Source organism: Nitratireductor rhodophyticola, from assembly GCF_019891355.1.
Lineage (GTDB): Bacteria > Pseudomonadota > Alphaproteobacteria > Rhizobiales > Rhizobiaceae > Nitratireductor > Nitratireductor rhodophyticola.
This window is the reverse complement of record NZ_JAHSSF010000003.1, coordinates 681,684-697,193: the sequence shown is the minus strand read 5'-3', so window position 1 is coordinate 697,193 and position 15,510 is coordinate 681,684. Positions and strand designations below refer to the sequence as shown.

Sequence of the window (15,510 nt, the reverse complement as noted above, 5' to 3'; positions counted from 1 at the left end):
GACTGCGCTCATGCAACGGTGAATCCGGCTCTGGCCGGCGCTTTTCATGCGGCCTTCCAGCGCCGCCCCTGGGTTTCGATGCCGAAACGGACCGGAGTGCGCGCATAGGCGGCGAGGCCGACAAGAGCGGCCTTTGGATGGGTGATGACATAAACGGGGATGTCTTTCACCAGAGCGCTGTGGGGCGCCTTGTCTTCGAATGCCGCCCTGAAATGGCCATTCTTGAGCGTCGGAACGATCTTCTGCGCAATGCCGCCGCTCAGATAGACACCGCCGCGCGCCATGAAGATGAGCGCCATGTCACCGGCCAGCCGCCCCAGATAGGTCACGAAGAGATCGAGCGTTTCCATGGCCACGGGATCGGACCCGTCGAGCCCGGCGCTGCTGATCTCTGCCGGCGTCTCGTGAACGGGTTTCGTGCCGTCGGCAGCGTTGATCGCGCGGTAAAGGTTGACCATGCCGCGCCCGCACAGGATCTGCTCGGCGGCGACACGGCCCTCGATCCGCTCCAGATGCGGGAAGATTTCCAGATCGCGCCCGGTGCGCGGGCCCAGATCCACATGCCCGCCTTCGCCCGGCACAGGAAACCAGGTGTGTTGCGCATGAACAAGCCCGGCCATGCCGAGCCCCGTTCCGGGCCCAAGCACCACGCGGCTGCCCGTGGGCTGCGATGTGCCGGGGCAGACCATCTCAAGATTGTCGTCATCGAGCGCCACCACGGCCAGCGCCTGCGCCTCGAAATCATTGATGACGATGATGTCGCTAAAGCCCATCGTCTCCATCATCTTCCGGGGGCGCACCACCCAGTCGCAATTCGTGAGGTCGATCTCGTCGCCCTCCACCGGACCGGCCACCGCCAGCACCGCCGATTGCGGGATGATGGAGGTGCGGTCGAGGATGGCGCTCTGGATGGCTTCGTCGATGGTTGCGTAGTCCGCGGTCTGCACCACGGGAAAGGCTTTGGGCTCGGCGTTGGAGTCCACCAGGATGGCAAAGCGCGCATTGGTGCCGCCGATGTCGCCGATCAGAACGGGAAATCGCAGGGCTGTATCGTTCTCATTCTTGAAATGCATGGCACAGACTCTGACGATTTGCCGCTCCAAAGACCAGGTTAAAGCGGATTAAATCGGTTGAAGGCGGAAGGCAAGCGCATCGGCGGCAAAAAGTCGACGCGCCCACCACTTCAATGCCGGGCGGTTCTACTGAAATCCGGGCCGGTTGCTCGGCCTCGGCACCTGAGCCGGAGGCATCGCGGACAGGACACTTGCGGGGCTGACCGCCTGATAGCCGAGTGCCGGCAGATCCGCTGCGGCGGCCTGCGGAACACCGCCCTGGCCGGCAACGGTGACCGCGGCTTCCGAAGCGGGATTCGGCGCATCGAGCACGGCGCGGCACGCGGAGGGCAGGGCCGCCATGGTCATCACGTCGCGGGCTTTCGGCTTGGCCGGGCCCTTTGCCGGCTTCCACGGTTCGTCGGTAAACCACCAGGCGAGTGAATCATCGCATCCCTCGCTGCGCGGCGGCGGGCTTTGCGGCTTGCAGCCGGTGGAGCGGGCTGGGCAGCCGATGCGGACATGAAAATGATAGTGATGTCCCCAGAATGGCCTGACCTTGCTGAGCCAGGAGCGATCGCCGCGCACCGTGTCGCAGAGCTTTTTCTTGATGCCGGGATGCACCAGAATGCGCTCCACTTCCGGATAGTTCGCCGCACGCCGCAGGACCGCTTCATGAGCCGGGGTCCATTTGCGGTCATCCACGTAGAGCGAATCCTTTTTCAGCATCGAGATGGCGCTGATGCGTTCGCGGTCGGCCACGCTCATGCGCTGCGCCGGCATCGGCGTGAACCAGATGTCGGCATCGAGGCCGATCTGATGCGAGGCGTGACCCGTGAGCATGGGGCCGCCACGCGGCTGCGAAATATCCCCGACGAGAAGGCCGCGCCAGCCATCCTGCGCGGCTTCCCGCGACAGGCGCTCAATCAGGGAGATGAGGACCGGGTGCCCCCAGCGACGATTGCGCGAGAGGCGCATGGCCTGCCAGTGCGGCCCGTCACGCGCGATGGCGACACCGCCGGAAAAACACCCTTTCGAATAGAAGCCATAGGCTGCCGGCCTGGTGGCGGCGGGGAGCTTCTTGGCTCCGAACAGCTCCTTGGCGAGAGGTTCGGCCTGAACGGCGGCAACCGTGGTGGAAAGTCCCAGCAGGGCCATGGCCACCAGTTTCAGAGTCCGTTGGAATCGCATCGCTTCCTCGTTGTGAGCCTACCCCCGCGATTATCGAATCATAGCACAGCTTGCGATTCGCTTACCGCCGTCGTTTACGATTCTTCTGCGCGCCAGCTTTCATCCGCCCACATGGTTTCGAGCGCTGCGCGATAATCCGGATGCCGCATCCGGTAGCCCGTGCTTTTGAGGCGCGCATTCGAGACACGTTTGCATTCGCCGTAAAACGACCGACCCATGGGGGAGAGACCGGCATCTTCGAAGGCAACTTCCGGCGGGGCGGCCTGTCCGGCCAGTGCGGCCGCATATGCCACCACGTCCTGCGGGGGCGAGGGAGCATCATCGGTCACATTGAAGATGCCCGTTTCGAAACGGCGCGCGAGATGGGCCGTCGCGCCCGCGATGTCGTCGACATGAATGCGGTTGAACACCTGGCCCGGCTTGACGATGCGCCGCGCCTTGCCGGCCTCGAGATTGCAGAAGGGGTTGCGGCCCGGACCGTAGATGCCGGACAGGCGGATGATGGCTACCGGGAGGCCGAGCTCCTCGCCAAGCTGAAGCCAGTCGTTCTCCGCAACGAGCCTCTGTTTCGAGCGATCCGAGACTGGATCGCAGGGCGCCGTTTCATCCACCCAGGCACCGCCGTGATCGCCGTAAACGCCAACGGTGGAGAGATAGCCGATCCATTTGAGCGCGGGCATGGCGCCGGAAATGATCTCGCGGGCGGCGATCAATACGGGATCGCCCGCCGCATCCGGTGCGACGCTGACGATGAGATGCGTGGTGGTGGCCAGCGCTTCCTTCACATCGGGAGAAACGGTGTCCTGAAACAGAAAGGGCACGATGCCTGCGTGCTTCAGTCTTTCGGCGTTCCCGGCGCTGCGCGTGGTGCCGGCCACCAGGGCGGCTTCGCTGGCGACCTCGCGGGCGATGGCCCGGCCGGAATAGCCTGCGCCGAAGATGAAAAATTTCTTGGTCATGATCGCCCGTCCCATTCAGCCTGCACCTGTGCATCCGTTTCCTGCGGGCGCAGCCGGGTTTCGATTGCCCGGAAGGCCTTGTCGTCCAGAAGTCGGGACAGCGCCCAGACGGCCGCGCCACGCACGAGCGGCGCATCATCTTCGGCGAGGCGCCTGCACGGGTCAACCAGGCTGGCTTCGCCGGAATTGCCCGCCGCGATCAGCACATTTCGGATGAAACGGTCGCGGCCAATGCGCTTGACCGGTGAGCCGGAAAACAATGTGCGAAAACCGGCATCGTCCAACTCCAGAAGCGCGGACAGCGGCGGTTCCTTCAGATCCTCGCGCGCCTGAAGCTTCGCCTCGGCGGCGCCTTGAGCGAACTTGTTCCACGGGCAGGCGGCGAGGCAGTCGTCACAGCCATAGATGCGGTTTCCCATGGGGACGCGGAATTCGCGCGGGATCGGACCCTTGTTCTCGATGGTGAGGTAGGAGATGCAGCGTCGTGCATCGATCTGGTAGGGGGCCGGAAAGGCCCTGGTCGGGCAGATGTCGAGGCAGGCGCGGCAGGAGCCGCAATGGTCGCGCTCCGGTGCATCCGGGGCAAGCTCTGCGGTGGTGAAGACGGTACCGAGAAACAGCCAGGAGCCGAACTCGCGGCTGACAAGATTGGTGTGCTTGCCCTGCCAGCCGAGGCCGGCCTCGCGGGCCAGCGGCTTTTCCATCACCGGCGCGGTGTCGACGAACACCTTCACATCCTCGCCGGTGCGGGCGGCGAGTTTGCCGGCAAGCTGTTTCAGCCGGCCTTTGATGACATCGTGATAATCGCGGTTGCGCGCATAAACGGAGATTGCCGCCCGGTCCCGACGCTCCAGAATCTCCAGTGGGTTTTCGTCCGGGCCGTAGTTCATGCCCAGCATGATGACAGAGCGCGCCTGCGGCCACAGATCGCGCGGATGGGCGCGGCGGTCCGCCGTTTCCTCCATCCATTGCATGCTGCCGTGCCGGCCTTCCTTCAGGAAATGGCCAAGCTCGGCCGCACGCGAGGGGGCACGCTCTGCCGAGGCCACGGCGACGGCATCGAAGCCCAGCGCGCGCGCCTCCTTTTCGACGAACGCGCGAAGCCTGTCGGCCTGCGCGCTTTTCATCAGAAATCCAGATCCGCGTAGTGAGAGACGGGGGAAAGCCCACGCACGCGGTCAGCCAGAATGGAGCGGAAAGAGGGGCGCGATTTCATGCGGGTGTACCAGTCGCGCGCTGCCGGATAGTCACGCCACTCGATCTCGCCCAGATAGTCGAGCACCGAGAGCGTGGCCGCGGCAGCGAGATCCGCATAGGAGAGTCTTTTGCCGGCCATCCAGTCGCGCGTGCCGGCAAGCCAGTTGGTGTATTTCATGTGCTGGCGCACATTGGTGCGGGCAGCGCGGATGGCTGCCGAATCCGGCGAACCGCCACCTTCCGACCCCGCCATCTGCGGCTTCAGCGCCCTCTCACGCACCAGATGCCGGGTCACGTCGGCGTCGGCCTTGAGAAGATACCATTCGACAAGTCGGCGAATTTCCGCGCGGTCGACGGAATCCTCGGCCATCAGACGCTTGTCGCGCTTCAGCGCGCCACGCGTCTCATCGAGATATTCCGCGATAACGGTTGCACCGACAATGGGATGGTCGCCCTCGGCAAGCAGGACGGGGATCGTGCCCGCCGGATTGAGCGTGAGAAACTCCTCGCGGCGCGCCCAGGGGCGTTCCTCGATCAGGGCGAGTTCCTCGCCATATTCGCCAAAGGAAAGCCGCACGAAACGGCAGGAAGCATAAAGGGGATGGTGAAAGAGCGTCAGCATGCGTCTGCTTCTAGAGGAAGGCTCTGGCCATTTCATGGCCGTGACGGTAATCCTTCGATTACCTGATTCTGCGAGTTCTTCCCTCAGCTATAGGGGGAGACTTATCTGCTGACAAGCAAGCCTTGATTGAGGAGCGAACATGACGGATCAGACCATCGTGGGGGCGCTCCTTCTTGGCATCCTCGAAGGACTGACGGAGTTCATTCCCGTCTCCTCCACCGGGCACATCCTGCTCGCCGGCCATTTCCTCGGTTTCAAATCCACCGGCAAGGCCTTCGAGGTTCTGATCCAGCTCGGCGCCATCCTCGCAATTCTCAGCGTCTATGCGGCGCGGCTCTGGCAGATGCTGATCGACCTGCCGCGCGACCCGGCAACGCGGCGCTTCGTCATCGGCATTCTGATCGCCTTTCTGCCGGCTGCGGTGATCGGCGTTCTGGCTTACAAGATCATCAAGACCGTGTTCTTTGAAACACCGCTTCTGATCTGCGTGATGCTCATTCTGGGCGGCTTTGTGCTGCTTTGGGTGGATCGCTGGGCAACGAAACCGCGCTATCACGACATCACGAAGTTCCCGCTGTCCATGTATCTTGGCATCGGTCTGTTCCAGTGCCTTTCAATGATCCCGGGCACCTCGCGCTCCGGTGCGACGATCGTCGGCGGGCTGCTTATGGGCGCGGACAAGCGCTCGGCGGCGGAGTTTTCGTTTTTCCTCGCCATGCCGACCATGACCGGCGCCTTCGCCTATGATCTCTACAAGAATTACGACCTGTTATCGGCAGCCGATGTGAAGATCATCGCCATCGGGTTCATCGCCGCCTTCTTTGCCGCGCTTATGGTCGTGCGCTGGCTGCTTGGCTACGTATCGCGGCGCGGCTATGCGCTGTTTGGCTGGTGGCGGCTGCTCGTGGGCAGTGTCGGGCTGATCGCACTGCTTGTGTGGGGTTGAGCCTGCCGAAATCGAAGTGTGGAATCCGGTTTTCAGATTGTTCCGCCTCGATTTTATGGCAGCAGCGTGGTGCGTGGTTCGACAAGCTCACCATGAGGGAAGTGGAGCATCGCGGAAAAGCCTGCTTCGGTGAGGTTACGGACAGGAACTGCAATCATCTACCTCCCTCATGGTGAGCTTGTCGAACCACGCACCACGTCGATGCAATCCATCCAACAAAAAACCCGGCGCGAGGCCGGGTTTTTCATGTCTCTGCAGGCGACGTTTTAGGCAACGGCACCGTTGATCCACGCAGAAAGCGCCGTCTTGGGTGCGGCGCCGACCTTCATGTCGGCCACTTCGCCGCCCTTGAACATCATGAGGGTCGGGATCGAGCGCACGCCATACTGCGCGGCCAGTTCCGGGTTCTCGTCAATGTTCACCTTGGCGATCTTGACCTTGCCACCAAGCTCGGCAGCGATCTCGTCCAGCGCGGGCGCGATCATCTTGCACGGGCCGCACCACTCGGCCCAGAAGTCGACAACCACGGGCTCGGACGCCTGCAGCACGTCGGACTGGAAATTGTTCTTGTCCGCCTTCACGGTGGCCATGGGAATTCTCCTTATCGGCAAATCGGTCACACCACATGTGGTGGTGGCGCGGGGTCGCGTCAAGCTCTCTTGTGTCACGCCCGCGTGAGTCGTTCAAGCGCGTCTGCCAGACGTTCGGCGGGAACCGGCAGCAGCACCGGCGTTTCGGTAAACAGAAGCGCAGCCTCGATCCTGCGCCCGGGATAAAGCGGTTTCAGAAGCTCCGCATAGAGCGCAAGCTGCGCGACATAGGGGGCGGGTGCTTCTTCCAGCGATTTTGGCGCGGGGCGGTTGGTCTTGTAATCGACGATCAGCACCGCATCATCGGTGACGGCCAAGCGGTCGATCTTGCCGGAGACGGCGTGACGGCGTTTGCCAAGCGCGAGTTCGCCCATGACCGAAACTTCTGCGCGGGACCCGGGTGCGAAGATGGGCGCGAAGCGCGTGTCCTCAAGGATCGCGCGAACCGAGTGCCAGACTGCCTGCCGCTCTTCGCTGCTCCAGGTGCCGCCCACACGATCGAGATAGCGGCCCGTTGCGGCCTCACGCTCTTCCTGCGGGCATTCGGGCAACAATTGCAAAAGCTTGTGAACCGCCAAACCGCGCTGGATGGCAAAGCCCGGCTTGCGCGCCTCGTCGAGAACGGGAGAAAGAGGTGAAGGGACCGGCTCGTAATCAGCTTCGATCAGAGCGCCAGCACGCGACGGCGAAAGCGGGCGCGGCAGATCGACCGGCATGGGCGGCGGCGTGAGCAGGGCTTCGGGAAGCGCGGTTTCGGGCGCAGCTTGGACAGCTTCTTCCATATCGGGTTTCACCGCCGGAGCATCGCTCACACGATAGCGATAGACCGGTGCGCAGATTGCGGGGCTCGCCCGTTCCTCCACCCGGTCGGCTCCCGAAAGCGCGGTGCGCACGACATTGAGCCAGGTCAATTCCTGGGGCTCGCGCTGGCCGTGATAGCCGCAGACGATCAGCCGGTCCTCGGCACGCGTCATGCCCACATAGAGGAGGCGGCGGTATTCTTCCTCCGCCTTGATCTTTGCATCGGCTTCGAAGGTGGCCGCCACCGTGTTGGAAACATCCTTGCCGGCGCGCCAGAGGAAACCCTTGCCCTGCCAGCCTTCGCCACGCGGCGCGAAGGGCATGAGCTTGGGCAGATGCTGGGAGACGAAGGGCGCGCTGCCCGGATCGACCAGAAACACCACCGGCGCCTCAAGACCCTTGGCGGCATGGACCGTCATGATGCGCAGCTCGTCTCGCGTCTGGTCCATCTCGCGCTTGATTTCCGGCGCCTGCCCTTCAAGCGCCGAAAGCAGCGCTTCGAGCCCGTTGAGCCCCGCCCGTTCGCCGGCGAGCGCGAAGGAGAGGAACTCGTCGAGAATGTCATTGGCCTCATGGCCGAGCCGCGCCACAAAAAGCCGGCGCGCGCCCTCCCGCTCGCGTGTGCCCGTGAGAAGGCCCGCATAAAACTCGAAAGCCGGCTTGAACGCCGCCTCGTTCTGCCAGGTCTGCAGGGTCTCGACCATGCCGGCCACGGCCGGATCTGACAGCGCCTGCGCACGCATGGCATCGAACAGCGGAACGGCGCGCCCGCGGTTCCAGGCCAGACGGAAGAGGCGTTCCTCATCCATGCCGAAGAGGGGGCTTTTCAGCACTGCTGCCAGCGACAGATCGTCATGCGGCTGGAGAAGGAAGCGGCCGAGCGCGATCAGGTCCTGCACGGCGATGTGTGCGGTGAGCCGCAGCCGGTCCGCGCCGGCAACATCGATGTGGCGGTTTTTCAGGCTGCGCGAGAGCGCGTGCACGAAACGGTCGCGCTTGCGCACGAGCACAAGCACATCGCCCGCCGTGAGACGCTTGCCGGTGCCTTCGATGATCTCGCCATTGCGGATCCAGTCCTCGACGGTCTGTGCGATGGTTTCGGCCAGCCGCACAGCGGGTGCGGAGGCGTGGTCGATGGCTTCCGTCCAGTCTTCCGGCTCGTCCACCGCGACCGGCGCGATGGGCGACCAGACTTCCACATAGCCGGGCTGGCCCGCGCGAACGGCCAGATGCTCGATCGGCTCGGGATCATGCGTCAGCCCCTGCGCCACATCGGCTTTCGAGAACACGAGATCGGCGGCACGCAGCACATCCTCGGTGGAGCGGAAGGAATAGCGCAGGCGCAGGCGCTCGAAACGGCGCTCGACCTCGCGCACCTTTTTCTCGAACGCGCGGCCGCTCTCGCCGAAGGCAGCCGGCTCCGCACCCTGAAACGAGTAGATGGACTGTTTTTCATCGCCCACGGCGAAGATGGTGCGCAGGAGGCCTTCGCGCGCACTTTCGCCGGCAAAGAACTCTTCCGCCAAAAGGCGCACGATCTGCCACTGCTCGGGGCTCGTGTCCTGCGCTTCGTCTATCAGCACATGGTCGATGCCCTTGTCGAGCTTGTACTGAACCCATGGTCCGGCATCGGCACGGGCCAGAAGCCGGATGGTGCGCATGATGAGATCGTTGAAATCAAGAAAGCCGCGCGCGCGTTTCAGACGCTCATAGCGGGCGATCATGCCATCTGCGATGACAAGGGCCGCACGCGTTGCCTCCAGCATGCGGAAGAGCGCCACGCGGTCGGCGGCATTGCGGATTGCCTCCGCCGCCTCGCCATAGCGCTCGACAATGTCGGGCAGGGCAGTGCGCAGCGCCTTTTTGAAGGTGCTCTCGCCATAGACACCGCCATCGGCCTTCAAAAAGCCCTTGCGCAGATGGTCGAGCCGGCGCAGCGAGTCCGCCTCCTCGAAGGCGCGGCTGGCATCGGGCACGATGCTCTTCAAAACGGTTTTGGCGTCGACGGCCTCAGCCTCCGCCACGAAGGCACGAAACGCACCGGCATCGAAGCCCGGAAGCGGCCAGATGGAGGCGGCAATCGATGCTGCCGTGTCATCGACTGCGAAATCGAACTCCTCGAACAGGGCGCTGTAGGGCACCGGGTCGTTGCCGATTTCATCAATGAAGGCGCGCAAGCCGTCGCGGCGGGCGATGATCTCGGACAATAGCTCCTGCAAGCCGCTCTCGCCGCCGCGCTCCAGCACCTCGGCAAAGGCTTCGGCCAGCGCGCCATCCTCGCCGGCCGCACCGGAAAGAAGATCGCGCCGCGCTTCGGCAAGCAGCGCCTCCTCCATCTGCGTGTCGAGCAGCTCGAAATGGCCGGCAATGTTTGCCTCCAGCGGGAACTGGTGCAGGATCGCCTCGCAGAAGGCGTGGATCGTCTGGATTTTCAGACCGCCCGGCGTTTCCAGCGCGCGGGCGAAAAGCCGCCGCGCGCGGGCAAGCTTTTCACGGTTGGGCGCCTTGCCCTCCATCTTTGCGATCACATCGGACAGCGCTTCGTCGGGCAGGAGGCTCCAGCCGGCAAGGTCGCGGAACACGCGGTTGGCCATGTTGGCAGCGGCAGCGCGCGTGTAGGTGAGGCAGAGGATTTTGGAGGGGTCCGCCCCCTGCAACAGAAGCCGGATCACGCGCTGGGCAAGCACATGGGTCTTGCCGGAGCCGGCATTGGCCGAGACCCAGGCCGATGTGGCGGGGTCGGCTGCAAGCGACTGCGCCTTGATCGTGTCTTCGGGGATGAAGGGAAACTTTTTCATTCGTCCCCTCCACTTTCGCCCGCATCGCCGCCGGCAGACCATTCGAGCACGCGCGCCAGATGGTCGTAATCGCCATCCACATCGCCCTCGCGGAAGGGCAGGACGCGCGAGCGATAGCCCGTCTCAGGCTTGTGATAATGGGCGAGAAGTTGACCCAGCCGTTCCCATGCCTCTTCGGCCATGCCGGGCGCGGTCTTGTCGCTGTCCTTCATGCGCAGGATGGATTCAGGCACCACCTCGCCATTGGCCTTGAGCCGCACATAGGCGAGGTCGCCAGGCTCGGCGGGGCCTATATCGGCGAACGCGCCGCGCTGAAGCAGCGCCGCTTCCAGCGCAAGCTGTGGGGAAAGAAGCGTGTGCGCCTGCCGGCGCGACGGCGAGGCGCCGGTCTTGTAGTCGAGGATTTCGGCGCTGCCATCGGCGCGGATGTCGATGCGGTCGGCGCGGCCTGAAAGGGTGAGGCCGAGCTTTGCCACCTCGATGGCCGAGGCGCGAATTTCGGCATGGCGCCTTGCGATGCCTTCGGCGCGACCGCGCTCCCATTCGACGACGGAGGCCGCCGTGCGCTCGAAGCGCGGCCACCAGACCGTTGCCACATCCTGCGGTAGACCGGCTTCGGAAAAGAGCTCGCGGCCAATGGCGATCAACCTGTCGAGCGCGTCGGGGGCCGTCGGGTCTTCCACCTCCTTGATGAAGCGCTCCAGAACATCATGGAAGAGATTGCCGCGTTCTGCGGCACCCGGATCGCGGATCAGCGGGTCGAGCGCAACGAGCGCCAGAATGCGCTTGGCATAGACGGCATAGGGATCGCGCCGCAGTGTCTCGATCTCGGTGATGGAGAAGCGCGTGGGGCGCGCCTCGACAGGCGGCGCTGGCTCGGGCCGGGGAGCGAAATCCTCGTCCGGCCTGTCGTCCAGAAGACGCGCCCATGCGATCAGCTCCCGGCCGCGGGCGCGCATGGTTTCGGCAACATCTTTGCCGGCAAATGCCGTGAGGCGCTGCAGCCAGCGCGAAGCGACAGCCGGTGCATCGCCGGCGCGGGCGGCGCGTGTCAGCACCACATTCTTCGTGCCCATCGCCATCATGAAATCATGCGCGGCCTGGCCGATGCGGCGCTCCGGCGGCTCCAGCGAAAGCTCGGCCTTCATCAGGCGCGACATGAAGCGGTCGGAGGAGGGAATGGCAGGCCAGGTGCCCTCGTTCATGCCGCCCAGAACCATCGTGTCGACATGCAGAAGCCGCGCTTCGAGCGTGCCCCAGATGGCGACGCGCCTGTCTGCACCCATGGTGGGTTTGACCACCTCGGTGGCGATGAGCGCGGCAAAGACCGCCGGCCACTCGGCGGCATCGAAGGGCAGGGTCGTTTGCGAACCCACCAGACCGCGCAGGAAGGCGGCCATGGCCTGCCCGCGCTCGCCGTCATAGTAGTTGGTGAGGCTGCCGTCTTCGGACCGGCCGAGTGCTTCGAGAACTTCGACTGTCTTGCGCGCCATCTCGGGCACGCCGATGCCCGATTGCCCGCGAAGCGCAGCCAGTGGGCGCAGCGCCTCGACCAGGGCACCGAGCACGACGCGCGCTTCGGCCAGTGCGGCGGCGTTGACGCGCGGGAACCAGAAGGGTTTGCGCGTGTCGCGTTCAATCGCTTCCCAGCGTGTTTCAAAGAGCGCATCGAGCGTGGCGATGTCTGGCCGACCCGTGCCGCCGCGCAGCGCCACTAGCTCGATGGTCTCGGCGGCGCGGCGCACGTTGGCGCGTTTCAGCCCCAGCTGGAGCAAGGGATGCTTGAGGAGGGCCACCATGGCGATGGGTTCGCCGGGGCGGAACACGGTTTCCAGCAGCAGCCGGGCGAGCGTTGCCGGCGGGGTGTCGGCGAGCGGCGTGCCGCCGGAATCATCCGCCTCGATGCCGAAGCGACGCAGTTCCACCGCGACACGCCGCGCAAGACCGCGATCGGGTGTGACGAGTGCCGCCGTTGCATTCTCGTCGGTCAAGGCCAGGCGCAGCGCAACGGCTATCGAGAGCGCTTCCTCACGCTCGTTTGCGGGCTCGACCAGGGTCACGCCGGAAAGCGCGTCCCCTTCCGTCGCATCGGCTGCAAGCGCCTGATTTTCGAGCCAGGCATCCGTGGTTTCGGCAGGGCGCAGGGTTTCGCTGACCAATGCGCGGCGCAGGGCAAGCGGCGGGGCAGGCTCGCCAAGCTCGACCACCTCTTCGCGCGTGATGCCGATGGCGGAAAGCAGTTTCTTCAGCCCTGCCTGCGGATGGCCGAAGGCGGACGGCTCGTCTGCATCGCCCACCGCCTCCCAGGCACGTGCGTCGAGCCGCGTGTCGAGGCCCGGTAAAACCACGGCACCGTTTTCCAACCCGGCGATTGCCGCGAGAAGCCGCGCTGTCGCCGGAATGGAGCCGGTGGAACCGGCGGCGATGACCGGGCCCTTGTGTGCATGGGCCTTGAGGCGTGCGGCTTCCGCCGCCAGCATCGCGTTTCGATGCGCGGCGGGGTTGGAACGGTCGAGCTCTTCGAGCAGCTTTGGCCAATGGGCGGTGACGATCTGCAGGAATTCGAGCGTCACCTGCCACCAATGCGCCAGCGCATCGGGCGCGAGGCTGGCAAGCTTCGTCCAGTCAGCTTCCTCGGTTTCGATCTCGTCCATCAAGCCGGCCAGATCACGCGCGAGCCAGATGGAATCCGACGCCGAAGCCGGCACCACGACACCTTCCTCAAACAATGCCGCCACATGGCCGGGCAGCCGCGCCTTCCACGCCTGCACCAGCGGTGCCAGCAGCAGGATGCGGTCCAGCGCCTCTATCGGCGGGGCAAGATCGAGCGCGGTGGCACCCTCTGTATCGAACAGCGCGGCCTCCTCATCGAACTCGCCCAGCGGGCGAATGACGGGGAGGATGGCGGATTGCCCATCGAGCTTTCGAAGCAGGACATCGCGCAGGGCGCGCGCGGCACGGCGGGTTGGCAGATAGATGGTGACATCGGCCAGGGCCAGCGGATCGCCCGTGTGGCGAAAGCCCGGCACGAGCCTGCCCTCAAACAGGGCTTCGACAAGCGTCTCCAGAAAGCCGACGCCGGGGGGGATGGAAAAGACGCGGCTTCTATCTTCAGCCAGCATCGCTCTTCCCGGCGTGCTTCATCACCACCGCTTCGGCGGGCGCGATGGCATCCGGCGTTCCGACGGTGATCCACGCGCCGTCCATCCTCATACCGAAAAGCCGGCCCGTGGCCTCGGCTGCATCGAAATAGGAATTGAGAGACTGGGGCTCGTTGCCGGCACCGGCAAAGATGCGCGGGTGAAGCACGATCGCGCCGGCATAGATGACACCGCCCTCCACGCCGCGATCACGGGTGAGGCGGCCTTGCGCATCCATTCGGTAATCGGTCGAGCCGGAATGACCTGTCGCCTGTTCGGTGTCTGCAACCATGAGGAGAATATCCATGGTCTCAGGCTCCCAGGCAAGGGCCATGCGCTCGAGATTGGACGTGCCAGATTCAAGCCAGAACGTATCGGCATTGAGAATGAAGAAGGGCGCATCACCAAGATGCGGGAGGGCGCGGATGACGCCACCGGCCGAATCCAGAAGCTGTGCGCGCTCATCGGAAATGACGATCTTCGGCGCGGTGCGGCCTGCCAGATGCGCTTCCATCTGGTCGGCGCGGTAGTGCACGTTCACCACGGCCGTTTCGATGCCCGCACCTTCCAGCATGTCGAGCGCCCGGTCGATCAGCGTGCGTCCGGCGATCTTCACCAGCGGTTTGGGCATGGTGTCGGTGATGGGGCGCATGCGCTTGCCGAGCCCGGCGGCGAGCACCATCGCCTTTTTCGGGACTGTTCCGCTCATGCCTCGTCTCCGCTCAGGAAACCGGCTTCTTCGTAGAACACGCGCAGCTCATCCAGCACGGGATGGCTCATTGCGCGGCGGAGATAGGCGCGGATGCGCGGCAGGTGCTTGATGTAGAAAGGCTTATGGTCGCGCTGCTCCAGCCGCACGAAGGTGCCAAGCAGCTTTGAATTGCGTTGCGTGGCGCAGATCGCATAGGCCTCGTCGAAAGCTTCGCGGTCGAACGGCCCCTGCTCGGCGCGGGCAGCGCAATAAGCCTCCACCACAGCGCGCTCCAGCGCTTCGGGCATGGTCACGCGGGCATCGAGCGCCAATGAGGCGACGTCATAGGCCGCCGGCCCGCACACCGCATCCTGCAGGTCGATCAGCCCCAGCCGATCGAACCCTTCGCGCTCCGCCCGCCAGATCAGGTTTGGCGAATGAAAATCGCGCAGGACGAGATTTTTTTCGAAATGCTCAAGGCGTGCAAACAGCCGGTTCCAGCGCTCCATATAGCCCGCGCGTTCCGCATCGTTTGCGGGGCGCCCGGCCATGAACGGCATGTACCAGTCGGTCAGGAGGCTCACCTCGATGCCAAGCGCCTCGCGGTCATAGGGCGGCAGTTCATGGACAAGCTGATCGTTGACCGGCATCTCTTTTGGCCATGCGTCGCGGTGAAGAGCGGCGAGGAGGCGCGCAGCCTCCACATAGCGCTCAGTGACCGGCTCGCCTTCGGGCGAAAGAAACGGTGTCTCGCCGAGATGTTCGGTCAGGAGAAGTCCGGTTTCCAGATCCTGCGCATAGACCTGATAGGCCGAGAAACCGCGCGCACGAATGGCATTTGCCGTGGCCACGGAAGCGGCGACCGACTGGGCCAGGTGCGCGACCTGGCTATAGGGGCGACCGCACTCAAGCAGCGGCTCGTCGCGCCGCTCGGGCGCGTTCATCAGGATGCGGCGGGCGCCAAGCCGCGTGGTCACCGTCTCATAGGCCCGCAGCGAGGCATCGCCCAGAAGGAAGGCGCGATGGGCGCGCAGTTCTCCAGCGTTGTTGAGGAAATCGCGGATGGCGAAGCTGCGCTCCAACCGAAGCATTGCCTCCTCCGGCCCGGCAATCACCGCAAGCCGGCCTTCACCGCTGTCGTGAAGCTCAAGGCGGATCGCACCGGCGAGCCGGTCGCCTACGCGTTCCGGCCACTCCACGAGTGCAACACCCTCTTCCGTCGCCTCGAAAAGGCCAAGCTCTTCCAGCTCGTCGGGATCGGCCAGCCGATAGAGATCGAAATGATGCACGGGGATGCGCGCTTCGTAGCTCTGCACCAGCGTGAAGGTGGGGCTTGGAACATCGAGCTCCGCATCGCCGGCCAAGGCGCGGATGATGGAGCGGGCAAGTGTCGTCTTGCCGGCACCGAGATCGCCCTTCAGGGCCAGAATATCGCCGGGCCGCAGCGCCACGGCGATGTCCTCGCCGAAAAGCGTGGTTGCGTCTTCATCCGGCAGGAAGCGTTCCAGAACGCGTGCTGTCAT

At 64.6% G+C, this 15,510-nt stretch carries 11 protein-coding genes; 1 reads left to right on the top strand and 10 read right to left on the bottom strand.

The annotated features are described in order from the left end of the window. Positions 1–44: 44 nt before the first annotated feature. The 5 genes from KUG85_RS14385 to KUG85_RS14365 form a co-directional block, all read right to left on the bottom strand. Positions 45–1,073 (bottom strand): glucokinase, encoded by a 1,029-nt coding sequence (locus KUG85_RS14385; RefSeq protein WP_223005676.1) that lies wholly within the window; start codon positions 1,071–1,073, stop codon positions 45–47. A 126-nt stretch (positions 1,074–1,199) separates the two neighbouring features. After that, a complete protein-coding gene (mepA, locus tag KUG85_RS14380; RefSeq protein WP_255606412.1) occupies positions 1,200–2,243 on the bottom strand; it encodes a penicillin-insensitive murein endopeptidase in 1,044 nt (347 codons plus the stop codon). A gap of 74 nt (positions 2,244–2,317) precedes the next feature. Then, the gene (locus tag KUG85_RS14375; protein WP_223005675.1) at positions 2,318–3,202 is read right to left on the bottom strand and encodes an SDR family oxidoreductase; all 885 of its coding nucleotides are present in this window, start codon (positions 3,200–3,202) and stop codon (positions 2,318–2,320) included. Next, the gene (queG, locus tag KUG85_RS14370; protein ID WP_223005674.1) at positions 3,199–4,329 is read right to left on the bottom strand and encodes a tRNA epoxyqueuosine(34) reductase QueG; all 1,131 of its coding nucleotides are present in this window, start codon (positions 4,327–4,329) and stop codon (positions 3,199–3,201) included. Before queG ends, KUG85_RS14375 begins: the two co-directional genes overlap by 4 nt. Next, a complete protein-coding gene (locus KUG85_RS14365) occupies positions 4,329–5,021 on the bottom strand; it encodes a glutathione S-transferase family protein (RefSeq protein WP_007009090.1) in 693 nt (230 codons plus the stop codon). The genes queG and KUG85_RS14365 overlap by 1 nt, the downstream gene beginning before the upstream one ends. Positions 5,022–5,160: 139 nt before the next feature. Between KUG85_RS14365 and KUG85_RS14360 the strand changes: the two genes are divergently transcribed. Beyond that, on the top strand, positions 5,161–5,967 hold the full coding sequence (locus KUG85_RS14360; RefSeq protein WP_065816732.1) for an undecaprenyl-diphosphate phosphatase: 807 nt from the start codon (positions 5,161–5,163) through the stop codon (positions 5,965–5,967). Positions 5,968–6,233: 266 nt separating this feature from the next. Here KUG85_RS14360 and trxA read toward each other — a convergent pair whose 3' ends face one another. From trxA to tsaE, 5 genes are all read right to left on the bottom strand, one after another. After that, entirely contained in the window at positions 6,234–6,557 is a 324-nt protein-coding gene (gene trxA, locus KUG85_RS14355) for a thioredoxin (RefSeq protein WP_007009092.1), read from the bottom strand. A 74-nt stretch (positions 6,558–6,631) separates the two neighbouring features. After that, positions 6,632–10,156: a double-strand break repair helicase AddA gene (gene addA / locus KUG85_RS14350; protein WP_223005673.1), complete on the bottom strand. Its 3,525-nt coding sequence runs from the start codon at positions 10,154–10,156 to the stop codon at positions 6,632–6,634. Further along, positions 10,153–13,278: a double-strand break repair protein AddB gene (addB, locus tag KUG85_RS14345; RefSeq protein ID WP_223005672.1), complete on the bottom strand. Its 3,126-nt coding sequence runs from the start codon at positions 13,276–13,278 to the stop codon at positions 10,153–10,155. The genes addA and addB overlap by 4 nt, the downstream gene beginning before the upstream one ends. Continuing rightward, on the bottom strand, positions 13,268–14,005 hold the full coding sequence (locus KUG85_RS14340) for a nucleotidyltransferase family protein (protein ID WP_223005671.1): 738 nt from the start codon (positions 14,003–14,005) through the stop codon (positions 13,268–13,270). Before KUG85_RS14340 ends, addB begins: the two co-directional genes overlap by 11 nt. Further along, positions 14,002–15,510, bottom strand: a complete 1,509-nt coding sequence (gene tsaE, locus KUG85_RS14335; RefSeq protein ID WP_223005670.1) for a tRNA (adenosine(37)-N6)-threonylcarbamoyltransferase complex ATPase subunit type 1 TsaE — start codon at positions 15,508–15,510, stop codon at positions 14,002–14,004. Before tsaE ends, KUG85_RS14340 begins: the two co-directional genes overlap by 4 nt.